Origin of the sequence: Pseudomonas alcaligenes (assembly GCF_041729615.1) — a bacterium.
Taxonomy (GTDB): Bacteria; Pseudomonadota; Gammaproteobacteria; order Pseudomonadales; family Pseudomonadaceae; genus Aquipseudomonas; species Aquipseudomonas alcaligenes_B.
The window spans coordinates 2,427,861-2,448,089 of the sequence record NZ_CP154874.1; the positions used below are offsets into that span (position 1 = coordinate 2,427,861).

A 20,229-nucleotide genomic window follows, 5' to 3' on the forward strand; every position below is an offset into this window, starting at 1 on the left:
TCCTCAGGGCGATGTGGGTAAGGGAGCCGGACGCCAGAGACCGTGGACCGGCCCGGCGATCACCGAGATCAGGTAGGCCAGCCCGGCCAGCAGGACGATGCAGGGTCCGCTCGGCAGGCCGGCGTGGTAGGACAGCAGCAGGCCGAGCCAGACGCTGGCGGCGCCGATCAGCGCGGCGAGCAGCAGCAGGTGCGGCAGGTGGCGGCTCCAGAAGCGCGCCGCGGCGGCCGGCAGCATCATCAGGCCGACCACCATCAGGGCGCCGATGGCCTGGAAGCCCATCACCAGGTTCAGCACCACCAGGGCCAGGAACAGGCCGTGCACCAGCGGGCCGATGCGACTGACGCTGCGCAGGAACAGCGGATCGAGGCTGTCCAGCGCCAGCGGGCGGTAGATCAGCAACAGTACGCTCAGACTGATGGCCGCCACGCTGAGCATGCCGTGCAGGGTGGGCTGGTCCACCGCCAGCGCCGAGCCGAACAGCAGGTGCATCAGGTCCAGCTTGCGCTCGGCCAGGCCGAGCAGCAGCACGCCGCTGGCCAGCGAGATGGGGTACAGGGCGGCCAGGCTGGTGTCCTCGCGCAGTCCGGTGCGGCGCGTGACCCAGGCGGCCAGCATGGCCATGCCGAGGCCGGCGACCAGGCCGCCGGCGGTCAGCGCCGGCAGGCTCAGGCCGAACAGCCAGAAGCCCAGCGCGGCGCCGGGCAGGATGCCGTGGGCGATGGCGTCGCCAATCAGGCTCATGCGCCGCAGCATCAGGAACACCCCCAGCGGCGCGGCGCTGCAGGCCAGCGCCAGGCCGCCGAGCAGGGCGCGGCGCAGGAAGGCGAATTCGGCGAAGGGCTGCCACAGCGGGTCGAGCATCAGGCCACGCGCTCCAGCCGCGCGCCGCGCAGTTCGCTGACCGGCGCCAGGATGCAGCCCTGTGCGGACACCAGCAGGGCGTTGTCCAGCCAGTCGCCCAAATGGCCCACGGCGTGGCTGACCACCAGCAGCGTGCGGCCTTCGGCTTGCCACTGGCGCGCGCGTTGCCAGAACAGCGCCTGGCCCTCGGCATCCAGCGCCGCTTCCGGTTCGTCGAGCAGCAGCAGGCGGGCGCCGGTCAGATCCAGGCGGGCGAGCAGGGCGCGCTGCAGCTGGCCGCCGGACAGCGCTTCCAGCGGTAGTGCCTGTAGACCGCTCAGCTGCCAGCGCTCCAGCGTCTGCTCCAGCCGGGCCCGCTGTGCGGCGCGCGAGTGCTTCTGCGACCACAGTCCGCCGGCCACCAGGGCGTCCAGGCGAATGGGAAACTGGCGGTCGAAGGCCTGCTGCTGGATCAGCATGCCGATGCCACCCTGGCGTGGCACCTCCACCCGCACCTGGCCCGCCAGCGGCGCCTGCCAGCCGGCGATGACCTTGAGCAGGCTGCTCTTGCCACAGCCGTTGTGGCCGATCACGGCGGTCAGGCTGCCGGCCGCCAGGTGCAGGTCCAGCGCTGGGGTCAGCGGGCGGCCGGGCGGCCCCCATTGCAGGCCCTCGCAGCGGATCATGCCGGCCGGCTCCACTGGCTGCGGGCCACGGCATCGTGGGCATGCAGGCTTTCGGCGTGCACCACTTCCAGGGCGAAGCCGAGCAGCCCGTCCTGCTCGCGCAGGGCTTGGTGCAGGCGGCGCGCGGCGTCCTCGCAGAACATCAGGTTCTGCCCGTTGGCCAGGGCGAAGGCCTGTTCATCGGCGCGTTTGACCGCCGTCTGCAGGGCGGTACCCAGGGCGGCCTCGGCGCTGTCCAGCCAGTGCAGCAGTGGCAGCTCCTGCAGCGTCGGGTCCAGGCGCAGTTGCAGGCGCGCCTCGCTGCGCTGGCTGTGCGGCGTGGCGAGGATCCCCTGTGAGCTGCCCAGCCAGTCGATGATATCGGCATGATCGAGTGATTTGCCGGCAAAATCATCCACAAATCGCTGCTGAATCAGTTGCCGGGCCAGCGCCGCCGAACACGGGCAGGTCGAGGAATAGCCCAGTGTCAGCTGCAGTTCCACGTGAAACCCCGTGGCGTCCAGCCGGGTGGTAAGTGCCACGGGGTAGGCCTTCCAGCCGGCCAGCGGGCTGACCAGGGCCGGGCGCTTGAGCAGCAGCTCGCCGCGCAGGTTGAGGTAGGCGCGTTGTGACAGGCCTGCGTGGCTGTCCAGAAACTGGCGCAGCACCCGCTGCACGGCCGGCAGGGTCAGCGGCTGGTGTTCCAGGGCTTCCAGCGCCAGGTACAGGCGCGACATGTGAATGCCCCGCGCGCTGGCATCATCCAGGCTGACCCCGGCATCCACCCGGCAGGCCAGCGGCATGCCGGCCAGCTGCACGGGCATGGCGATCTGCTGCATGCCGACGAAGTCCAGCGCGGGCTGCGCCTGGGCGCTGGTTTGCGCGGCGATATCGGGGAGAGTCAGGGCGTTCATCGGGAACCTGTGGCGGCGAGGGCGGTTGTCCAAAATGTTATGTTATAACAAAATAAAGCGACACCCCTGACGAGTCCACCCCGTGATCAGCGAAGCCGATCTGCTTGCCATGCCTGCCGACACCTACATGAACGAGGTGCAGCAGGCGTTCTTCCGCCAGCGCCTGCTGGAGCAGCGCGCCGAGCTGCAGCAGCGCATCGACGAGGAATTCGGCGAGCTGCGCGAACAGCAGCCGGCCAGCGATCCGGCCGACCTGGGCAGCGCCGAGGAGCAGCGCCAGTGGCAGCTGCGCCTGCTGGAGCGGGAGAAGAAGCTGCTCGACAAGATCGACGAAGCGCTGGAGCGCCTGGCCCGCGGCGAATACGGCTGGTGCAGCGAGACCGGCGAGCCGATCGGCCTGCGCCGTCTGCTGCTGCGACCCACCGCCAGCCTGTGCATCGAGGCCAAGGAACGTCAGGAACAACGCGAACGCCATATCCGTGATGTGCGAGGAAACCCCAATGGATAACCGCTTACCCGTCACCGTGCTGTCGGGCTTTCTCGGCGCTGGCAAGAGCACCCTGCTCAACCACGTGCTGAAGAACCGCGACGGCCTGCGCGTGGCGCTGATCGTCAACGACATGAGTGAAATCAACATCGACGGCAGCGAAGTGCAGCGCGACGTCAGCCTCAACCGCGCCGACGAGAAACTGGTGGAGATGAGCAACGGCTGCATCTGCTGCACCCTGCGCGAAGACCTGTTGGAGGAAGTGGCGCGGCTGGCCCGCGACGGCCGCTTCGACTACCTGCTGATCGAGTCCACCGGCATCAGCGAGCCGCTGCCGGTGGCCGAGACCTTCACCTTCCGCGACGAGCAGGGCCAGAGCCTGTCGGACCTGGCGCGCCTGGACACCCTGGTGACGGTGGTCGATGGGGTGAACTTCCTGCGTGATTTCCATGAGGCCGAGAGCCTGGCCAGCCGTGGCGAAACCCTGGGTGAGGAAGACGAGCGCTCGATCACCGACCTGCTGATCGAGCAGGTGGAGTTCGCCGACGTCATCCTGATCAGCAAGACCGACCTGATCTCCAGCACCGAGCGCGAGGAGCTGACGGCCATCCTGCGCGGGCTCAACACCGAGGCCGAGATCCTGCCGATGGTGATGGGCCAGGCGCCGCTGGCGAAGATCCTCAACACCGGCCGCTTCGATTTCGACCGCGCCTCCCAGGCCCCCGGCTGGCTCAAGGAGCTGCGTGGGGAGCACGTACCGGAGACCGAGGAATACGGCATCGCCTCGACCGCCTACCAGGCGCGTCGGCCCTTCCACCCGGAGCGCTTCTTCGCCTTCCTCAACCGCGAGTGGGTCAACGGCCGTCTGCTGCGCTCCAAGGGTTACTTCTGGCTGGCCAGCAAGTACCAGGAAGCCGGTAGCTGGTCGCAGGCCGGCGGCCTGATGCGCCATGGCTATGCCGGGCGCTGGTGGCGCTTCGTGCCCAAGACCCAGTGGCCCGAGGACGAGGACGGTCTGCGCACCATCATGAGCAAATGGAGCGCCGAGGTCGGCGACTGCCGCCAGGAGCTGGTGTTCATCGGCCAGAACATCGACTTCGCGCGCCTGCGTGCCGAGCTGGACGACTGCCTGCTGACCGACGCCGAAATGGCCGCCGGCCCCGAGGCCTGGCAACGCCTGCCGGACCCCTTCGGCGCCTGGACCGAGGAGGCCGCCTGATGCTGGCGCTCAAGCTGCGCCCGCCGCCCCGCGCGTGCCTGGGCAGCCAGCCCGAGGTGCTTGCCGAGGCCCTGCAGGAGGGCGTCAACCTGGCGGTCTGGCAGCGGCGCCTGGCGCCACAGGTCGAGGACTTCGTGCGCATCCTGCTGGCCCAGCCGCTGGAGGTGGCGGAGTCCGTGCAGATCGAGGTGGGCGCCGACGAGCAGTTGCGCCTGCCCGCGCTGCTGCGGGCGCAGGCCGACTTTCATGGCTATGACGCCTTCATTGCCGATCTCACCTGGCTGGCCGAGGCCTTTGCCTGCCTGCTCGGTGCCCGGCGTGTCGGCCTGCGTCTGCGCAGCCTGACCAAGCCGATGTGCCCGCGCTTCCACGTCGACCATGTGCCGCTGCGGCTGATCAGCACCTACGCCGGGGTGGCCAGCGAATGGCTGGAAGAAGGCGGCATGGACCGTCGCCGTCTCGGCGAGGCCCAGGCCGAACCGCATGACGGCGAGCGCATCCAGCGTCTGGAAGCTGGCTGGGTGGCGCTGGCCAAGGGCGAGAAGTGGCCGGGTAACGAAGGCGCCGGGCTGATCCATCGCTCGCCGACACCGCCGCCGGGCGAGCGCCGCTTGCTGCTGACCCTGGACTGGCTGGCCTAGCAGACCGTTGAAAAACTACCTGCGTTGCCATCGCAGCGTTAAAAACAGGCTCACAGCCGAAGGCTGAACGTGCTTTAGTACGGCCCCGGAGGGGTGAGCGAAGCGAATCAAATGCTCATTTACCACTTTTAAACTGCGCTTTTTCGCCGTTTTGACCAGCCGGAGGCTGTTACTAACGTTGCGCCTTGCGCTGGCGGCCTCGCCAACGTTTTTCAACAACCTGCTAGCGCGCCATCCACACGCCCTTGTACTGCTGCTCGCAGGCGGGCTTGAGGTAGCGGGCGTCGGTCGCGATGCCGTAGTAGTGGATGTCCTGCTGGTAGGGCGTGCCCTGCACCTTGGCGTTGCGGCACTCGCCGAAGGCGCCGGCCGGGCACTGCGCGGCGAAGCTGACCTCGACCTTCTGCCCCTTGAGCTGCGGTGCGCAGAAGCCCTCGCGGAACAGGTGGGCGGGGATGCTGCGGTTCTGCTGGCAGAGCTTCACCTCCACCTGCTTGCCTTCGGCATGCACCACGCAGGCCTCGGCCCAGGCCTGGCCGGCCAGGCCCAGCAACAGCAGGGCAAGCATCGCGCGCATCGCATCTCTCCTCGAACAAAGCGGCGACTTTAGCCTTTCCCGCCGCCGCGTGAAACCGCACCATAGGCCCATGCTGACCCATATCCCCACCCACCTGATCGCCGGCCCCCTGGGCGCCGGCAAGACCAGCCTGATCCGCCACCTGCTGGCGCACAAGCCGACGCACGAGCGCTGGGCGGTGTTGATCAACGAGTTCGGCCAGATCGGCCTGGACCAGGCGCTGCTGAGCGGTGCCCACGACGGCGTCAGCCTGAGCGAGATCCCCGGCGGCTGCCTGTGCTGCGTTGCCGGTGCGCCCTTCCAGGTCGGCCTGGCTCGCCTGCTGCGCCAGGCGCGGCCGGATCGCCTGCTGATCGAGCCCTCCGGTCTGGGGCACCCTCTGGAGCTGCTGCGCCAGCTGGGCCAGGCGCCCTGGGCCGGGGTGCTGGCCCTGCAGCCACCGGTGCTGGTGCTGGACGCCGCCGCCCTGGCCGCCGGGCAGGCACTGCCGGAGAGCCAGCAGGCGACCCTGGCGCTGGCCGGCCTGTTGCTGCTGAACAAGGCGGAGGGCCTGGACGAGATGGCGCGCGCGCGGCTGCAGGCGCAGCTGCCGATGCTGCCAATGCGCTGGACCTGCCAGGGCGAGCTGGACTTCGCCGAGCTGCCCGGCAGTGCCGTGCAGGCCGGGCCGGAGCAGGACAACAGGCTGCCGGCCGCCGAGCGCGCGCCGCTGGCGCAAATCTGGCGTGATCCGCAGGAGCCGATCTGCCAGGTGCAGGCGCAGGCCGAGGGCTGGAGCGTCGGCTGGCGGGTGCATCCTTCTCAGGTGTTCGAGCTGGGGCGGGTGCAGGCCTGGCTGGCCTGGCTGCCGTGGCGGCGGGCCAAGCTGGTGTTGCACGGCGAGAGCGGCTGGCACTCGGCCAACGCGCTGCAAGGCGCGCCGCTGCAGTGGCGGCTCAGCGAGTGGCGGCGCGATTCACGGCTGGAGCTGATCTTCGCCGCGCCGCAGCAGGCGCAGGCGCTGCAGGCCGGACTGCTGGCCTGTCGGCGCCGCTAGTGCTGCAGCAGCGCCTCGGCCAGGCTGCTGATCAGCACCAGGGCCAGTAGCGCCAGGCTGGCGCGGCGCACGGCAGCGGAGCGGCAGAAGGCGATCAGGCGGTTGTCCCGCGCGTCGGCGAGCTGCAGGTGGTGCTCATGCTCGCCCGGCGCCTGGTGGAGCGCCTGCCAGGCACGCGGCGCGTCGCCGTCATGCGGCAGCAGCAGGGCGTAGCGATGACCGCGGGCTTCCTCGCCGAGGTCGCAGGCGATGGCCTCGATGCCCAGCTCGTTGAGCCGATCACGGAGGAAGTCGATGTAGCTGCCGTTGTCGGAGGTGCGCAGGTTCTGCAACGTGTGGTCCTTGTCCACGAGGATCGGGCCGGCCGCCGGGCGGCCGGTCGCGATGGTAGCAGATTGCCAGTTTGTGATGCGTTTGGCGTTATGGGTGGGCCGCGAACCAGGCGAGGATCTTGCCCGGTGAGGCGGCGAACCACTCGTGGCCGCCCAGCGGCTCGGTGTAGCGCGCCGTTTCGATGCCCTGATAAAGCAGGCGGTCGTAGTACAGGTCCATGCTCCACCAGGGCACCACCGCATCGATGAAGCCATGCACGAACAGGGTCGGCGGGTGGTCAGCGGGCAGCTCCGGTACCACGCACAGCGGCCCGCTGCAGGTGGCATAGGAGCCGGACTGGATGGCCAGGGCGCGGAATTTGCCGGGGAAGGACACCGCCATGCGGCTGGTGTTGTAGCCGCCGCTGCTGATGCCGGTGGCGTACTGGCGCTGCGCATCGAGCGGGCCGAAGTGGCCGGCGGCGATGGCCGCCAGCACGTTGCCGAGGAAGTCGTAGTCGGTGCTCAGCTCGTAGGCCTGGGCCAGGCCGGGGATATTGGTCTGCCAGAACAGGTCGGCCGGCGCGCTGGGGGCGATCACCGCGTAGCCGTTGTCGAGCAGGGTGCGGATCAGCTTACCCTCGTAGAAGCCGCCGAACGGCTGGTTGCTGTAGTAGGTGAAGTTGTCCAGCGGGAAGAACGAACCCTGGTAGACCAGTACCACCGGCCAGCCGCCGGCGGGCGGCGTGCCCAGCGGCGTCTGGTAGATCACCTGGCGAGCGCCGATCACGCCGGAGTCGATCCAGGTGGTCTGGTGGCTGCAGCTGATCTTGGCGGGCAACAACAGCGACTTCGGCCGTTCGCTGCAGCGCGAGTCGGCCAGGGTGGGCAGGGAGCAGAGCAGGAGCAGGCAGTAGAGCAGGGTGCGGGAAGCGATCATGGCGGCGATCTCCGGCGTTGTTGTTGGGCGTACTGCCTACTGAATAGAAACAGGAATTCCGATTCCGTCAAATGCTGCAGGTGCACGTCGGGCAAGGCGCTGCGGGCGCGGTCAGCAGCTGTGCTGGCCGGAGTGGCCCCGTCCGGGCGGACGGGGCGGGCGGGCTTAGGGGTGGCGCTGGAACCAGTCGAGGATCTTTACGGGCGAAGCGGCGAACCACTCGTGGCCGCCGTCGGCCTCGCTGTGCAGGGCCGTCTCCACGCCCTGGTAGAGCAGGCGGTCATGGTAGGGCTGCATGCTGCTCCAGGGCACCACGCGGTCGGCCATGCCGTGGAGGAACAGGGTCGGCGGATGGGCGGCCGGCAGCGTCTGCGGTACCTGGCAGCGCGCGCCGACGCAGGTGGCCCAGGAGGCCGACTGGATCGCCAGCGCCTTGAAGCGGCCAGGGAAGGACAAGGCCATGCGGCTGGTGTTGTAGCCGCCACTGGAGATGCCGGTGGCGTACCAGCGCGCAGGGTCGAGCTTGCCGAAGCGGCCGGCGCCCATTGCCTTGAACAGGTTGTTGAAGAACAGCTGATCGTTGCTCGCCGCGTAGTCCTCGGCGTACTGCGGGTCGTTGGTCTGCCAGGCCTCGGCGGCAGTCAGCGCGTTGGGGGCGATCACCGCATAGCCGCTGTCGAGCAGGGCGCGTACCAGCTCGCCCTGGTGGTAGCCGCCGAAGGGCGCATCGCTGGCGTAGGTGAAGCCACTGACCCGCACCAGCGAGCCGTGGAACAGCAGGGCCACTGGCCAGCCTGTGCTGGGTGCGCTGCCGGTCGGCACCTGGAACACCACCTTGCGCTGGCCGGCGCTGCCGGAGTCGATCCAGGCCGACTGTGCGCTGCAGCTGATGCTGGTCGCGGTCGAGGTGCAGCGCGAGGCGGCCTGGGCCTGCAGTGGCAGGTTGGCGGCCGCCAGCAGGGCGGCGCCGAGGATCAGGGAGGAACGGACAGTAGGCATGGGCTACTCCTGCTATCGATGGAACGCAGGGGAGTAGACGCCCGGCTGGCGGGAATATCACCAAAAATTGGCGCCATATTTCCGGCAATCGATGGATGGCGGCGCTAAGCGAGCGGGGAGGCGGCAGAAAAATATCGGCCGTGACTTGCCAGGGTTCTGATCGACTTCTACATTGCAACGGAACCGATGTTCCGATTCCGATAAAAACAACAGCTGGAGGTCATCGTGGCACATCAAGGAAGAGGCCTGGCGGTCGCCGGCCTGGCATTGCTCGGCACCCTGCCCCTGGGGCTGGCGCAGGCGTTTCAGGTGCGTTCGGGGGACTGGACCACCTCGCTCGACACCACCGTCTCCTACGGCGTCAGCTACCGCATGGAGGGCCAGGACGACAAGCTGATCGCCCGTGCCAACGGCGGCAGCGGCAGCAACTCGGGGCTGATCAACTCCGACGACGGCAATCTGAACTTCAGGAAGGGCGACCTGTTCTCCGAGATGGTCAAGGTCGTCTCGGAGATGGACCTGCGTTATCAGGAGCGCCACGGCGTGTTCATCCGTGGCCGCGCCTTCTATGACTTCGAGCTGGAGGACGATTCGCGCCGCCACCGCGAGATCAGCGACGGCGGCCTGGACGAGGCCGGCTCCAGCATCGACCTGCTGGATGCCTTCGTCTACGGCAGCTGGACGGTGGGCGAGCGCGACCTCAACGCCCGCCTCGGGCGTCAGGTGATCAACTGGGGCGAGGGGCTGTTCTATCAGAACGGCATCGGCGCGACCAACCCGGTGGACATCAACGCCCTGCGCGCGCCCGGCTCGGAAGTGAAGGAGGCCTATATGCCGACCTTCATGGTCTACGGCTCCTTTGAACTGCGCGACAACCTCACCGTGGAAGGCTACTGGCAGCCGGGCAAGGCCTGGGAAGCCTCGAAGATCGACCCCTGCGGCACCTACTTCTCCACCCTCGACCCGCTCGGCGAGGACTGCGAGTACCTGTCCGCCGCGCCGCTGCAGGAGCAGATCACCGGCCGCGTCGGCGAGGCGCTGGCCTTCGACAGCCCGGCCGCCGCGCAGGCCTGGGCCAACAGCCTGGCGCCCGGCCTGGTCAACGACCTGCTGCGCGGCTACATCCCCACCACCTTCATCCCGCGTGCCCAGGATATCGACGGCGACGACTCCGCCCAGTACGGCCTGGCCCTGCGCTGGTACGTGCCGGAGCTGAACGACACCGAGCTGGGCTTCTACTACCTGCGCTACAACATGCAGGTGCCGATGATCGGCCTCACCGTCGGCCAGCCGGTGGTGTTGCCGGTGGTCGGCGCGCTGCCCGACGCCAGCAGCTCGCGCTACTACGCCGAGTACCTGGAGAAGCGCGACCTGTTCGGCATCAGCTTCAACACCTCGATCGGCGGCGACAGCCTGTTCAACGGCCTGTCGCTGGCCGGCGAGCTGAGCTACCGGCCGGACACGCCGATCGCCCTCGGCCTCAACGAGTACCTGCCGACCGCGCTGCTCAACCCGGACGGCCTGCCGGTCGGCACCCGCCTCGACGGCTACCGCGAGAAGGACATGTTCCAGGCCTCGCTGGCCGCCATCTACAACTTCAACGGCCTGCTCGGCTCGGACTCGGCCGCGCTGTTCTCCGAGCTGGTGGCCAGCCGCGTGCAGGGCCTGGAGTCGGACGTCGACTACTACGAGGCCACCAGCAGCGCCTACGGCGCCCAGGCCAGCCTGCAGCTGACCTACACCAACGTGTTCAACCTGGTGAACCTGGTACCCAGCGTTGGCTACCAGTACAGCATCAACGGCGTGGCGCCCCAGCTCACCAACGGCCTGGACGAGGAAGCGCAGAGCTGGTCGGTGGGCCTCGACGCGATCTACCAGGAATCGCTGACGGTCGGCGCCAAGTACGTCGGCTATAGCGGCGGCGGTATCTCCAACAAGCGCACCGACCGCGACTACCTGACCTTCAACGTCAAATACAGTTTCTGAGAGGGAACGCCATGCACAGTCTGCGAATCACCCTGCTGGCCGCTGCCCTGCTGGCCGCCACCCCGGCCCTGGCCCAGGTCGGCGCCGACCAGGTTGCCCGTCTCGGCCAGGACCTCACCCCGCTGGGCGCGGAAAAGGCCGGCAACGCCGCCGGCACCATTCCCGCCTGGGACGGCGGCCTGGCCAAGGACAGTGGCGCCTTCGACGCCAAGCTCGGCTACAAGGACCCTTTCGCCGCCGACCAGCCGCTGTTCAGCATCAGCGCCGCCAATGCCGAGCAGTACCGCGCCAACCTCAGCCCCGGCCAGCTGGCCATGCTCAAGCGCTATTCCGGCACCTGGAAGCTCAACGTCTACCCGAGCCGTCGCTCCGCCTCCTACCCGGACAAGGTGTATGCCGCGATCAAGGGCAACGCCGCCAGCGCCAGGCTGATCGAGAACGGCAACGGCATCGCCGATTTCAAAGTGGCCACGCCCTTCCCGATTCCGCAGTCGGCCCTTGAGGTGCTGTGGAACCACCTGGTGCGCTACCGCGGCGACAGCGTCAAGCGCTACTACGCCCAGGCCGTGCCGCACGCCAGCGGCGACTACTTCATGACCCAGATCGAGGACCTGTTCCTGTTCAACCAGGACGCCGGCGACTACGCCAAGGACAACGGCAACGTGCTGTTCTACTTCCGCCAGTCGGTGCTGGCGCCGGCGCGCCTGGCTGGCACCGAGCTGCTGGTCCACGAGACCGTCAATCAGGTCAAGGAACCGCGCCTGGCCTGGCTCTACGCCGCCGGCCAGCGCCGCGTGCGGCGCACGCCGAACGTGGCCTACGACTCGCCCGGCACCGCCTCCGAGGGCATGCGCACCACCGACAACTTCGACATGTTCTCCGGCGCGCCGGACAAGTACGACTGGCAACTGGTGGGCAAGCAGGAGCTGTACGTGCCCTACAACAGTTACCGCTTCGCAGCCAAGACCAACAAGTACAGCGACATCGTCCAGCCCGGCCACGTCAATCCGGACCTGCTGCGCTACGAGTTGCACCGCGTCTGGCACGTGCGCGCCACCCTCAAGGCCGGCCAGCGCCACCAGTACAAGCAGCGCGATCTGTACTTCGACGAGGACAGCTATCAGATTCTGGTGGTTGACCATTACGACAACCGCGACAACCTGTGGCGCCTCGGCGAGTCCTACACCATCAACCTGTATGACCAGCCGCTGGTATGGACCAAGGGCGACGCCGTATATGACCTGATCGGCGGCCGTTATGTGATCGGCATATTGTCCAATGAAGAACCGGCGGAACAGTTCGATATTGCCCTGAAGCCGACCGATTTCACCCCGGCACAATTACGCCGTGACAGTCGTCGCTGACCCGCTTGAATATATAAGTGGGTCAGTGCGGGGACACTTGCAGGTAATTGCAGACCAGTCGCGAAAGTTCTCCCGGGATATGTTCCCGGGGGGTCGTGCCGAGGCTGCCGACCATGGTCAGGTAGTTCAGGCCGGAGAGCAGCATGTGTGCGCTGAGGTCGGCGGCCTGTTCCGGGGCGGGGTGCTGCAGGCTGTCGCGGTGGCTCAGCACGATGCTGGCGAACGCCTGGCCGATGTGGGCGTTGAGCTGGTGGAAGCGCTGGCGGAACTGCGGGTCCATCGAGCTACGCCGAATCAGCGCGCGGAGCAGGCCCTCGCTGCCGTCGAACAGGCGCACCACGCCGCGGATAAAGGCCTCCACCTGGGCGTCCAGCGGCAGCGGCTGGCGCGTCAGATCCGCCACCAGGCTGTCCACGGCGGTGCGGCTCTGCTCGACGAAGTGCTGGTGTACGGCGTACAGCAGCACGTCCTTGTCGCCGAGCAGGCGGTAGAAGGTGCCGACCGAGGACTCGGCCAGCTGGGCGATCTGGGAGATGCCGGTTTCTTCGAACTGGTTGTTCGCCAGCAGGTCGGCAGCGACGTTGAGGAAGCGCTCCAGAGCCTTCTTGCTGCGTGCCTGGGTGGGGCTGGCGATGCTGTACATGATCAATTCTCGAAACGGCGCTGATCGATTCTAGGGGGTTTGCCAGGGCAAGGCAAATAACACGGAAGTGCAAATAAGGCGGGTATTAAAAGTTATCCGCTCGAGCAACTTTGTTTTGTCTGAAAGTTGCTGCGGAAATATCGATTAATTGTCATTCAATAGTGCAGGGAATAACTTTCATGGATTATCTGAACTTGCCCAATGGCCGTTTCGCCTATGTCCGCCAAGGGCGCGGCAGCCCGGTGCTGCTGCTGCACGGCCTGGGTTCCTCGCTGCTCGACTGGCAGCCGCAGATCGAGCACCTGGCGCAGCACTGCGAGGTGTTCGCCATGGACGTGCGCGGCCACGGCCAGAGCGAGCCGCTGCGGGCGCCGGTGAGCATGGCCGAGCTGGCTGCGGACGTGGCCGACTTCATCCGCGCCATGGACATCGCGCCGTGCACCCTGGTGGGTATTTCCATGGGCGGCATGCTGACCTTCCAGCTGCTGGCCGACCAGCCTGCACTGGTGCGCGCGGCGGTGGTGGTCAACAGCGCGCCGAGCTTTCCACTCGACTCCTGGAAGATCCGCGCGCAGGTCTGGCTGCGCCTGGGCCTGGTGCGCCTGCTCGGCTTGCCGGCGCTGGCGCGCATGCTGGCCGGCAAGCTGTTCCCCAAGCCCGAGCAGCAGGCTTTGCGCGAGCGGGTGGCCGAGCGCATCGCCGGCAATGACCGTACCTCCTACCTGCACGCCATGCGCGCCATCCCCGGCTGGTCGGCGCTGCCGGCGGCGGGGCAGGCCGAGGTGCCACTGCTGGTGGTCAGTGGTGACCGCGACTACACACCGGTGGATTACAAGCGCACCTACCTCGCGCAACTGCGCAATGCCCGCCTGGAAGTGATCGAGGACTCCGGTCATGCCACCCCGCTGGACCAGCCGCAGCGCCTGAACCAGCTGCTACAGACCTTTATCACCGAACATTCGTCGCCTTTGTCGGCCTGACTCGGGCGCGGCGCATCGCTACACTGGCCGCAGTTTTCCGCCGTGGTCCTGTCTGCATGCACCTGCTTCCCTGGTCCCATCCCACTTCCGCCGGTTTCACCCTGAGTGGCTGGCACACACCGCCCAGCGGCAAGCCGCTGCTGCACTTCCTGCATGGCAATGGCTTTTGCGGGCGTACCTACGAGCCGATGCTGGCCGACCTGGCCGAGCACTTCGACCTGTGGCTGTGCGATGCCCAGGGCCATGGCGACAGCGAGCACGGCGGCCGTTTCCATGGCTGGAACCGCAGCGCCGAGCTGGCGGTGGAGGCCTTCGCGGCCGGCCGCGGGATCTTCGGCGAGGTGCCGCGCTTTGCCCTCGGCCACAGCTTCGGCGGGGTGCTGACCTGCCTGATCCTGGCCCGCCACCCCGAGCTGTTCGAGCGCGCCGTGCTGCTCGACCCGGTGCTGTTCAGCAAGCCGATGATCGGTGTGATGGCGCTGTCCGAGCTGCTCGGTCTGCACCGGCGCAACGTGATGGCGAAGAAGTCGGCCAGCCGCCGCCGGCACTGGCCGGATCGCGCCAGCGCCTTCGCTCTGCTGCAGGGCAAGGGCATCTTCCGCGGCTGGACCGATGCGGCGCTGCAGGCCTATGTCGACCATGCGCTGAAGGACAGCGCCGAGGGCGGCGTCGAGCTGAAGTGCCGGCCCAGCCGCGAGGTGGACATCTTCAGCTCCTTCCCCCGGCGCCTGTGGCCCTCGCTGGCGCGCATCGCCACGCCGAGCCTGCTGCTCTACGGCGATAAGACCTACCCCTTCGTCGGCCAGTCGGCACGGCGCCTGGCCGCGCTCAATGCCGCGGTGAGCATCGCCGAAGTCCCCGGCGGGCACTGCTTCATGCAGGAACACCCCGAGGCCGCCGCCGCACGGGTCCTGGCTTTCCTCCTGCCCGGAGCCTGAGATGGGCGCCAGTCGCGAGGATGTCTGGCTGGCGCTGTCCGAGCTGTGGCTGGACAGCGAGCCGGGGCCCGTCGGCCTCGCGCACATCGTCCGCGTGCTGCGGGCCAGCGGCCTGCCACGCCAGGAGCTGCAGCACATCTTCCACTGCGAGGTGGCGCCGGCGGTCTGGCTCAACGCCTGGAGCGCGGCCGGGGTGTGGAGCGGCTTCGCCCCGCAGTGGCTGTTCGCCGAATGCCGGCGCAACCAGGCGCGCGGCCGCCTGCACCGCTGTCGCTGCCGCCTGCTGCGCCGGCCCATGACCTACGCCTGTCGCGCCGAGTGGCGCGCCATCCTGGCGCAACTGGACAACCCCGAGGAACGCCCATGAAGCATCTGCTCCTGAGCCTGTTGCTGAGCCTGTGCGCCACCGCCCGCGCCGCGCCGCTGGAGGAAGTCCCGGCCCTGGCGCCGCTGTTCGCGGCGGCCGGGGTCGACGCTACCTTCGTGCTGCACGACGTCGCCAGCGGCGGCCTGCGCGGCTACAACGCGCCGCGCGCCGCGACGCGCTTCGTGCCAGCCTCGACCTTCAAGATCGCCAACAGCCTGATCGGCCTGGACAGCGGCGCGGTGGCCAGCGTCGACGAGCTGTTCCGCTACGACGGCCAGCCGCGCATGCTCGACAGCTGGGAGCGTGACATGGGCCTGCGCGAGGCGATCAGGGTCTCCAACGTGCCGGTCTACCAGGAGCTGGCGCGGCGCATCGGCCTGGCGCGCATGCGCAGCCAGGTGGCGGCGCTGCAGTACGGCAACGGCGAGATCGGCACGGTGGTGGACCGTTTCTGGCTGGACGGCCCGCTGGCGATCAGCGCGCTGGAGCAGACCCGCTTCCTCGCCCGCCTGGCGCAGGGCCACCTGCCGCTGCCCGCGGCGGTGCAGGCGCAGGTGCGCGAGATCTGCCTGCTGGAACAGGGACCGGGCTGGAAGCTGTACGGCAAGACCGGCTGGGGCACCGCGCGCGAGCCGGGCATCGGCTGGTGGGTCGGCTGGCTGGAACAGGACGGTCGGCTGTACAGCTTCGCCCTGAACATGGACATGCGCGGCGAGCAGGACCTGCCGCGTCGCATCGAGCTGGGCAAGGCCAGCCTGCGCGCGCTCGGGCTGCTCTAGTCGACCCGGCGCTGCTCGTCGCCCTTCGGATGCTCGCGGCGCCAGTCGTCGAGGCGGATCACCTTGGCGTCATCGGCCCCGGCCGCGTGGAAGGGGTGCGCATCCAGCTCGATGCGCCCGGGACGCTGGCCGAACATCTGCACCGTGCCGCGCAGGCGCTGCTCGCCGGTGACGGTGAATTCGAAGTCGTAGAGGCGCGCCAGGCGGCGCTGGCCGCGGGCGTCGCGCACCAGCTGCAGGCGGCGCAGGGCGACGTTGCCGTCCAGCAGCTCCACGTCCAGGCGCGCGCAGTGCTGCTTGGCCAGCAGCAGGGCGCGCTCGCGAATGCCATGGCCGCGCCACAGCCAGGCGCAGGCGGCGGCGAACAGCATCAGCAACAGCACATCCAGCAGGTCGATCATGGCGGCTCCGGCAGTCCCTCGGGCAAGCTTAACCGATCCGCGCCGGCGCGGCCTGTCGCCGAGCCACCCGGTAGCGGCTATGCTTGCCGGCGGCGCCCCCGCCCGCCCGGATAGCCCGCCCTTGACCTCGACCCGCCATCTCCAGAACACCGCGCGCCTGGCCCTGCTGGCCATGTTCCTGCTGCTGGCCGCGCCGCTGTTCTCGCAGGCCGTGGGGGCCAGCGCCGTGCCGGCGTGGATGAGCGAGATGGCCTGCGGCGACGGTGGCCACGAGCCCCTGGGCCACGATGCGCCGCTGTGGGCGCAGTGCGGCTACTGCACATTGCTGCTGTCCAGCCCGGCGCTGCCCGGCGCCCCGGCCATGGCCGCGAGCAATGTGCTGCCGGCGGTGGGCGCCGGGTTGCCTGGCGCGCCGCACGCCTCGCGCGGGCGCCTGGCCGCGCACGACGCGCCGCCGCGCGCGCCGCCGCTCCGCTCCGTCTGATCTTCGTCACCCGAGGCCGCAGAGCCTGCCGATCCGACCATTGCGGAGTCTTTCCCGTGAGCACGCCATCCTTCTACCACCTGGCCTGGCGCTGGCACTTCTATGCCGGGCTGTTCGTCATTCCCTTCATGATCCTGCTGGCGCTGACGGGGATCGTCTACCTGTTCAAGCCGCAGCTGGACCAGCTGATGTATCCCGAGCTGCTCAGGGTGCAGGCGGCCGCCACGCCGCTGTCCGCCGACCAGCAGCTGGCGCGCCTGCAGCAGGCGCTGCCGCAGGCCAAGGTGAGCCAGTATTTGCCGCCGGCGACGGCGACCAGCAGCGCGCAGTTCGTCGCCCAGCTCGACGGACGCAAGACCAACCTGTTCCTCGATCCCTACAGCGGCACGCTACTGGGCCAGCAGGACGCGGCGAACAACCTGCAGGCTCTCGCCCGCGCCCTGCATGGAGAGCTGCTGATCGGCACCGTCGGCGACCGCCTGATCGAACTGGCCGCCGGCTGGGGCGTGGTGCTGGTGGTGTCCGGCCTGTACCTCTGGTGGCCACGCGGGCAGGGCGGCGCCGGTGTGCTGTGGCCGCGCCTGTCGGCCCGCGGGCGCCTGCTGTGGCGCGACCTGCATGCGGTGACCGGCTTCTGGGGCAGCGCCGTGCTGCTGTTCATGCTGCTCACCGGCATGACCTGGACCGGTTTCTGGGGGGCGCAATTCGCCGGGGCCTGGAACCACTTCCCGGCGGCCATGTGGGACGCGGTGCCGCAGTCGGACCTGCAGGCGCGCAGCCTCAACACGGCGGCCCGGCAGACCGTGGCCTGGGCGGTGGAGAACACGCCGCTGCCGCAGTCCGACCCGCATGCCGCACACCACGCTCACACCGATGCGGCGTCGGCAGCGCCCGCGCGCATCGGCCTGCAGCAGGTGGTCGACACCGCCGGCCGCCTGGCCGTGCAACCGGGCTACAGCGTCAGCTTCCCGGCCGACGACAAGGGCGTGTTCACCGTCGCCCTGTTCGCCGACGACCCGCGCAATGACGCCACCCTGCACCTGGACCAGTACAGCGGCCAGGTGCTGGCGGATATCCGCTGGGCCGACTACGGCCTGGTGGCGCGGGCGGTGGAGAGCGGGGCGATGCTGCACGAGGGCAAGCTGTTCGGCCTGGCCAACCAGCTGCTGATGCTCGGCGTGTGCCTGCTGATCCTGCTGGCCTCGGTCAGCGGCCTGGTGATGTGGTGGAAGCGCCGTCCGCAGGGCCGCTTCGGCGTGCCGCCGCTGCGCCACGACCTGCCGCTGTGGAAGGGCGGGGTAGCGATCATGTTCGGCCTCGGCCTGCTGTTCCCGCTGGTGGGCGCCTCGCTACTGCTGATGCTGGCGCTGGACTGGCTCGGCCAGCGCCTGACCCGGCGCGGGACCGAGGCAGTCGCCGGCTGATGCTCTCGCCCGCCTTGCGGCGGGAGGTCAGCCCTCGTCGTCGAGGAACTGGTAGCGCTGCTCCAGCTCCTCGCGGATCACCCGGCGCTGCTGCGCCTGGCGGAAGCGCCGCTGCTCGTCGGCGCTCTCCGGCTGCAGCGGCGGCACCGGCTTGGGCTGGCCCTTGGGGTCCATCGCCACCATGGTGAAGAAGCAGCTGTTGGTGTGGCGCACCGAGCGCTCGCGGATGTTCTCGGTGACCACCTTGATGCCGACCTCCATCGAGGTGCGGCCGGTGTAGTTGACCGAGGCGAGGAAGGTGACCAGCTCGCCGACGTGCACCGGTTCGCGGAAGATCACCTGGTCCACCGACAGGGTCACCACGTAGCTGCCGGCATAGCGGGCGGCGCAGGCATAGGCCACCTCGTCGAGGTACTTGAGCAGGGTGCCGCCGTGCACGTTGCCGGAAAAGTTGGCCATGTCCGGCGTCATCAGGACGGTCATCGACAGTTTGTTGGTTCCAAGTTCCATGGGTATCTCATAGGCAGATGAATATGCGCCGGCGTTGCAGTCCTGCGGGTCTGCTTCTTGTTATAGGTTCTGCCTTACATCTTCGCTGTGCCGGCGCCCGCGCCATGCAAGTTTGTGGCCGCTACCCGGCATGGGCGGTGGCGGCCCGCTAAGCTTGGGCCTTTGCCCGAGGAGGCCGACCATGCGCGCCCATTTCCTGCCCCTGCTGCTGCTCCCATTCGGCGCGCCCTGCACCGCCGCGGAGCAGGACTGCGCCAGCGCCACGGCCTGCAACCAGGCCGGTACTGCCGCCTACCAGGCTGGCCGCTACGAGCAGGCCATCGCCGCCTTCGAGCGCCAGTTGCGGCGAACCGAGCAGGCCAACGGCGATGCCGGCGGCGGCGAGGAGCTGGCGCTGAACAACCTGATGCTGGCCAACCTCAGGGCCGGCCAGCCGGGCATGGCCCGCGCCTGGCTGGAAGTGGCGCTGGACCGCGGCTTCAGCGGCGCGGCCACGCGCCATAATCTGGGCAAGGTGGCGCAGGCGCTGGACTTCGCGGCGCTGGCCGCCAGCGTCGAGGGGCACTACCTGCGCTACGCCGGCCAGGGCCTGTGGAGCAGCCTGGATATCCAGCGCCAGGGGCAGGGCTACGAGGTGTTCTTCAGCCCGCTGCGTGCCGGCTTCCAGGTCGAAGACTATGGACCGGCGGCGATTGGCGAGCTGACTGGCCGCATCAGCGGTTCCGGGCCGCATTTCCGCCTGACGGATGCCGGGCTGGAGCAGGGCTGCGCCGTGGAGCTGCTGTGGCAAGGCGCCGACCTGCGCGTGCTGGAGGTGCCGGGCGAGCGCTGCCAGGCCTACGGTGGCGCCGGTATCGGCGTCGCTGGCCGCTACTACAAGACCAGCGGCGCGGCGCAGTTCTGAGCCGTCACTTGCCGGCGGACAGGCCCAGGTCGATGGCCAGGTCGGCGCCGGTGATCGCCGCCGCGCCCGGCTGGCAGAGGAAGTAGGCCAGCTCGGCCACCTCGGCGGGCTGCACGAAGCGCGCCTGCTCGCCCTGCGGATACTTGTCCAGCAGCTCGCGGAAGTAGGCGCGCGGGTTGCCGTTGCCGTAGCGCTCGGCCTGGAACTGCAGCATGGGCGTGTCGATATCGCCGGGCGACACCGTGTTGACCCGCACGCCATGCGGCGCCAGGTCCAGCGCCAGGGTCTTGCCCAGGAGCGTCAAACCGCCCTTGCTGGCGCAGTAGGCGGCCGCGTTGCGGTTGCCCTGGTGGCCGGCGTCGCTGGAGATGTTGACGATGCAGCCGCGGGTTTCCTTGAGGTGCGGGATGGCCGCCGCGCACATGAAGAAGGGCGCCTTGAGGTTGACCGCCATGACCAGGTCGAAATCCTCCTCGGCGAAGTCTTCCACCGGCCCCTCGCGCCAGATTCCGGCGGCGTTGATCAGCGCGTCCAGGCGGCCGACCCGGCCGAGTACGCGGCTGAGCACCTCCTGGCAGGCGCCGGCCGTGCGCAGGTCGGCAGGGATGGAACCGGCCAGCGGCAGCTCGTGGCCCAGTTCGGCCAGGCCGGCGGCGTTCTGGTCGGTGACCGCCACCCGCCAGTTGCCCTGGTGAAAGCGCTGCGCCAGGGCACGGCCGAGGCCGCCGGCGGCGCCGGTGATCAGTACGACGGGTTGCATACGGACTCCTGCAAAGGGGGAGGGGGCAGATGCAGCAAGGCCAGCCGGTGGGGGCTG

General features: G+C 68.9%; 24 protein-coding genes. 13 read left to right on the forward strand and 11 right to left on the reverse strand.

The features are described from left to right. Positions 1-3 precede the first annotated feature (3 nt). The 3 genes from AAG092_RS11785 to folE2 are packed head-to-tail and all read right to left on the reverse strand — an operon-like array spanning position 4 to position 2,422. On the reverse strand, positions 4-864 hold the full coding sequence (locus AAG092_RS11785; RefSeq protein ID WP_373386830.1) for a metal ABC transporter permease: 861 nt from the start codon (positions 862-864) through the stop codon (positions 4-6). Continuing rightward, on the reverse strand, positions 864-1,529 hold the full coding sequence (locus AAG092_RS11790) for a metal ABC transporter ATP-binding protein (RefSeq protein ID WP_373386831.1): 666 nt from the start codon (positions 1,527-1,529) through the stop codon (positions 864-866). Before AAG092_RS11790 ends, AAG092_RS11785 begins: the two co-directional genes overlap by 1 nt. After that, positions 1,526-2,422: a GTP cyclohydrolase FolE2 gene (gene folE2 / locus AAG092_RS11795; protein ID WP_373386832.1), complete on the reverse strand. Its 897-nt coding sequence runs from the start codon at positions 2,420-2,422 to the stop codon at positions 1,526-1,528. The genes AAG092_RS11790 and folE2 overlap by 4 nt, the downstream gene beginning before the upstream one ends. Positions 2,423-2,507: 85 nt before the next feature. Between folE2 and dksA the strand changes: the two genes are divergently transcribed. The 3 genes from dksA to AAG092_RS11810 are packed head-to-tail and all read left to right on the forward strand — an operon-like array spanning position 2,508 to position 4,769. Then, on the forward strand, positions 2,508-2,930 hold the full coding sequence (gene dksA / locus AAG092_RS11800) for an RNA polymerase-binding protein DksA (protein WP_373389590.1): 423 nt from the start codon (positions 2,508-2,510) through the stop codon (positions 2,928-2,930). Beyond that, positions 2,923-4,128, forward strand: a complete 1,206-nt coding sequence (gene zigA / locus AAG092_RS11805) for a zinc metallochaperone GTPase ZigA (RefSeq protein ID WP_373386833.1) — start codon at positions 2,923-2,925, stop codon at positions 4,126-4,128. Before dksA ends, zigA begins: the two co-directional genes overlap by 8 nt. Further along, entirely contained in the window at positions 4,128-4,769 is a 642-nt protein-coding gene (locus AAG092_RS11810; RefSeq protein ID WP_373386834.1) for a DUF1826 domain-containing protein, read from the forward strand. Before zigA ends, AAG092_RS11810 begins: the two co-directional genes overlap by 1 nt. Positions 4,770-4,992: 223 nt before the next feature. On the opposite strand, the gene AAG092_RS11815 is transcribed toward AAG092_RS11810, so the two are convergent. Continuing rightward, positions 4,993-5,346, reverse strand: coding sequence for an NADH:ubiquinone oxidoreductase (locus AAG092_RS11815; protein WP_373386835.1), 354 nt, complete (start codon positions 5,344-5,346; stop codon positions 4,993-4,995). A gap of 70 nt (positions 5,347-5,416) precedes the next feature. Here AAG092_RS11815 and AAG092_RS11820 point away from each other — a divergent pair, with 70 nt between their 5' ends. Beyond that, entirely contained in the window at positions 5,417-6,382 is a 966-nt protein-coding gene (locus tag AAG092_RS11820; protein WP_373386836.1) for a GTP-binding protein, read from the forward strand. Here the strand turns inward: AAG092_RS11820 and AAG092_RS11825 are convergent. The 3 genes from AAG092_RS11825 to AAG092_RS11835 form a co-directional block, all read right to left on the reverse strand. Then, complete coding sequence (locus AAG092_RS11825) at positions 6,379-6,714, reverse strand: hypothetical protein (RefSeq protein WP_373386837.1); 336 nt, start codon at positions 6,712-6,714, stop codon at positions 6,379-6,381. The two genes, AAG092_RS11820 and AAG092_RS11825, sit on opposite strands and share 4 nt — an antisense overlap. Positions 6,715-6,802: 88 nt before the next feature. Continuing rightward, positions 6,803-7,633, reverse strand: a complete 831-nt coding sequence (locus tag AAG092_RS11830) for a plasmid partitioning protein (RefSeq protein ID WP_373386838.1) — start codon at positions 7,631-7,633, stop codon at positions 6,803-6,805. Between the two features lie 165 nt (positions 7,634-7,798). Further along, positions 7,799-8,632, reverse strand: coding sequence for an alpha/beta hydrolase family protein (locus AAG092_RS11835; RefSeq protein WP_373386839.1), 834 nt, complete (start codon positions 8,630-8,632; stop codon positions 7,799-7,801). A 225-nt stretch (positions 8,633-8,857) separates the two neighbouring features. Between AAG092_RS11835 and AAG092_RS11840 the strand changes: the two genes are divergently transcribed. Further along, complete coding sequence (locus AAG092_RS11840) at positions 8,858-10,618, forward strand: DUF1302 family protein (RefSeq protein ID WP_373386840.1); 1,761 nt, start codon at positions 8,858-8,860, stop codon at positions 10,616-10,618. A gap of 11 nt (positions 10,619-10,629) precedes the next feature. Further along, positions 10,630-11,982 (forward strand): DUF1329 domain-containing protein, encoded by a 1,353-nt coding sequence (locus tag AAG092_RS11845; protein ID WP_373386841.1) that lies wholly within the window; start codon positions 10,630-10,632, stop codon positions 11,980-11,982. Positions 11,983-12,004: 22 nt separating this feature from the next. Here AAG092_RS11845 and AAG092_RS11850 read toward each other — a convergent pair whose 3' ends face one another. Then, entirely contained in the window at positions 12,005-12,625 is a 621-nt protein-coding gene (locus AAG092_RS11850; protein WP_373386842.1) for a TetR/AcrR family transcriptional regulator, read from the reverse strand. Positions 12,626-12,804: 179 nt separating this feature from the next. On the opposite strand from AAG092_RS11850, the gene AAG092_RS11855 reads away from it, so the two are divergent. Genes AAG092_RS11855 through blaOXA form a run of 4 tightly spaced genes read left to right on the forward strand, consistent with a single transcriptional unit; the run spans position 12,805 to position 15,689 of the window. After that, the gene (locus AAG092_RS11855) at positions 12,805-13,605 is read left to right on the forward strand and encodes an alpha/beta fold hydrolase (RefSeq protein WP_373386843.1); all 801 of its coding nucleotides are present in this window, start codon (positions 12,805-12,807) and stop codon (positions 13,603-13,605) included. A 56-nt stretch (positions 13,606-13,661) separates the two neighbouring features. Next, on the forward strand, positions 13,662-14,543 hold the full coding sequence (locus AAG092_RS11860) for an alpha/beta fold hydrolase (protein WP_373386844.1): 882 nt from the start codon (positions 13,662-13,664) through the stop codon (positions 14,541-14,543). A gap of 1 nt (position 14,544) precedes the next feature. Continuing rightward, on the forward strand, positions 14,545-14,910 hold the full coding sequence (locus AAG092_RS11865) for a hypothetical protein (protein ID WP_373386845.1): 366 nt from the start codon (positions 14,545-14,547) through the stop codon (positions 14,908-14,910). Then, on the forward strand, positions 14,907-15,689 hold the full coding sequence (gene blaOXA / locus AAG092_RS11870; protein WP_373386846.1) for a class D beta-lactamase: 783 nt from the start codon (positions 14,907-14,909) through the stop codon (positions 15,687-15,689). The genes AAG092_RS11865 and blaOXA overlap by 4 nt, the downstream gene beginning before the upstream one ends. On the opposite strand, the gene AAG092_RS11875 is transcribed toward blaOXA, so the two are convergent. Next, the gene (locus tag AAG092_RS11875) at positions 15,686-16,090 is read right to left on the reverse strand and encodes a DUF3301 domain-containing protein (protein WP_110680626.1); all 405 of its coding nucleotides are present in this window, start codon (positions 16,088-16,090) and stop codon (positions 15,686-15,688) included. The two genes, blaOXA and AAG092_RS11875, sit on opposite strands and share 4 nt — an antisense overlap. A gap of 121 nt (positions 16,091-16,211) precedes the next feature. Here AAG092_RS11875 and AAG092_RS11880 point away from each other — a divergent pair, with 121 nt between their 5' ends. Together AAG092_RS11880 and AAG092_RS11885 are read left to right on the forward strand one after the other, a co-directional pair. Then, on the forward strand, positions 16,212-16,574 hold the full coding sequence (locus AAG092_RS11880; protein ID WP_373386847.1) for a DUF2946 family protein: 363 nt from the start codon (positions 16,212-16,214) through the stop codon (positions 16,572-16,574). 56 nt (positions 16,575-16,630) lie between these two features. After that, positions 16,631-17,998: a PepSY-associated TM helix domain-containing protein gene (locus tag AAG092_RS11885; protein WP_373386848.1), complete on the forward strand. Its 1,368-nt coding sequence runs from the start codon at positions 16,631-16,633 to the stop codon at positions 17,996-17,998. A 27-nt stretch (positions 17,999-18,025) separates the two neighbouring features. On the opposite strand, the gene AAG092_RS11890 is transcribed toward AAG092_RS11885, so the two are convergent. Beyond that, complete coding sequence (locus AAG092_RS11890; RefSeq protein ID WP_373386849.1) at positions 18,026-18,508, reverse strand: acyl-CoA thioesterase; 483 nt, start codon at positions 18,506-18,508, stop codon at positions 18,026-18,028. Between the two features lie 181 nt (positions 18,509-18,689). Between AAG092_RS11890 and AAG092_RS11895 the strand changes: the two genes are divergently transcribed. Beyond that, positions 18,690-19,412: a tetratricopeptide repeat protein gene (locus AAG092_RS11895; RefSeq protein ID WP_373386850.1), complete on the forward strand. Its 723-nt coding sequence runs from the start codon at positions 18,690-18,692 to the stop codon at positions 19,410-19,412. Positions 19,413-19,416: 4 nt separating this feature from the next. On the opposite strand, the gene AAG092_RS11900 is transcribed toward AAG092_RS11895, so the two are convergent. Next, on the reverse strand, positions 19,417-20,172 hold the full coding sequence (locus tag AAG092_RS11900; RefSeq protein WP_373386851.1) for an SDR family NAD(P)-dependent oxidoreductase: 756 nt from the start codon (positions 20,170-20,172) through the stop codon (positions 19,417-19,419). Between the last annotated feature and the right edge of the window lie 57 nt (positions 20,173-20,229).

Coding starts and splice junctions, on each gene's coding strand:
- folE2 (WP_373386832.1), bottom strand. CDS start 2,422: ATGAACGCCCTGACTCTCCCCGATATCGCCGCGCAAACCAGCGCCCAG.
- AAG092_RS11865 (WP_373386845.1), top strand. CDS start 14,545: ATGGGCGCCAGTCGCGAGGATGTCTGGCTGGCGCTGTCCGAGCTGTGG.
- AAG092_RS11790 (WP_373386831.1), bottom strand. CDS start 1,529: ATGATCCGCTGCGAGGGCCTGCAATGGGGGCCGCCCGGCCGCCCGCTG.
- zigA (WP_373386833.1), top strand. CDS start 2,923: ATGGATAACCGCTTACCCGTCACCGTGCTGTCGGGCTTTCTCGGCGCT.
- AAG092_RS11835 (WP_373386839.1), bottom strand. CDS start 8,632: ATGCCTACTGTCCGTTCCTCCCTGATCCTCGGCGCCGCCCTGCTGGCG.
- AAG092_RS11810 (WP_373386834.1), top strand. CDS start 4,128: ATGCTGGCGCTCAAGCTGCGCCCGCCGCCCCGCGCGTGCCTGGGCAGC.
- AAG092_RS11850 (WP_373386842.1), bottom strand. CDS start 12,625: ATGTACAGCATCGCCAGCCCCACCCAGGCACGCAGCAAGAAGGCTCTG.
- AAG092_RS11900 (WP_373386851.1), bottom strand. CDS start 20,172: ATGCAACCCGTCGTACTGATCACCGGCGCCGCCGGCGGCCTCGGCCGT.
- AAG092_RS11890 (WP_373386849.1), bottom strand. CDS start 18,508: ATGGAACTTGGAACCAACAAACTGTCGATGACCGTCCTGATGACGCCG.
- AAG092_RS11895 (WP_373386850.1), top strand. CDS start 18,690: ATGCGCGCCCATTTCCTGCCCCTGCTGCTGCTCCCATTCGGCGCGCCC.
- AAG092_RS11830 (WP_373386838.1), bottom strand. CDS start 7,633: ATGATCGCTTCCCGCACCCTGCTCTACTGCCTGCTCCTGCTCTGCTCC.
- AAG092_RS11845 (WP_373386841.1), top strand. CDS start 10,630: ATGCACAGTCTGCGAATCACCCTGCTGGCCGCTGCCCTGCTGGCCGCC.
- AAG092_RS11820 (WP_373386836.1), top strand. CDS start 5,417: ATGCTGACCCATATCCCCACCCACCTGATCGCCGGCCCCCTGGGCGCC.
- AAG092_RS11815 (WP_373386835.1), bottom strand. CDS start 5,346: ATGCGCGCGATGCTTGCCCTGCTGTTGCTGGGCCTGGCCGGCCAGGCC.
- blaOXA (WP_373386846.1), top strand. CDS start 14,907: ATGAAGCATCTGCTCCTGAGCCTGTTGCTGAGCCTGTGCGCCACCGCC.
- AAG092_RS11860 (WP_373386844.1), top strand. CDS start 13,662: ATGCACCTGCTTCCCTGGTCCCATCCCACTTCCGCCGGTTTCACCCTG.
- AAG092_RS11875 (WP_110680626.1), bottom strand. CDS start 16,090: ATGATCGACCTGCTGGATGTGCTGTTGCTGATGCTGTTCGCCGCCGCC.
- AAG092_RS11855 (WP_373386843.1), top strand. CDS start 12,805: ATGGATTATCTGAACTTGCCCAATGGCCGTTTCGCCTATGTCCGCCAA.
- AAG092_RS11785 (WP_373386830.1), bottom strand. CDS start 864: ATGCTCGACCCGCTGTGGCAGCCCTTCGCCGAATTCGCCTTCCTGCGC.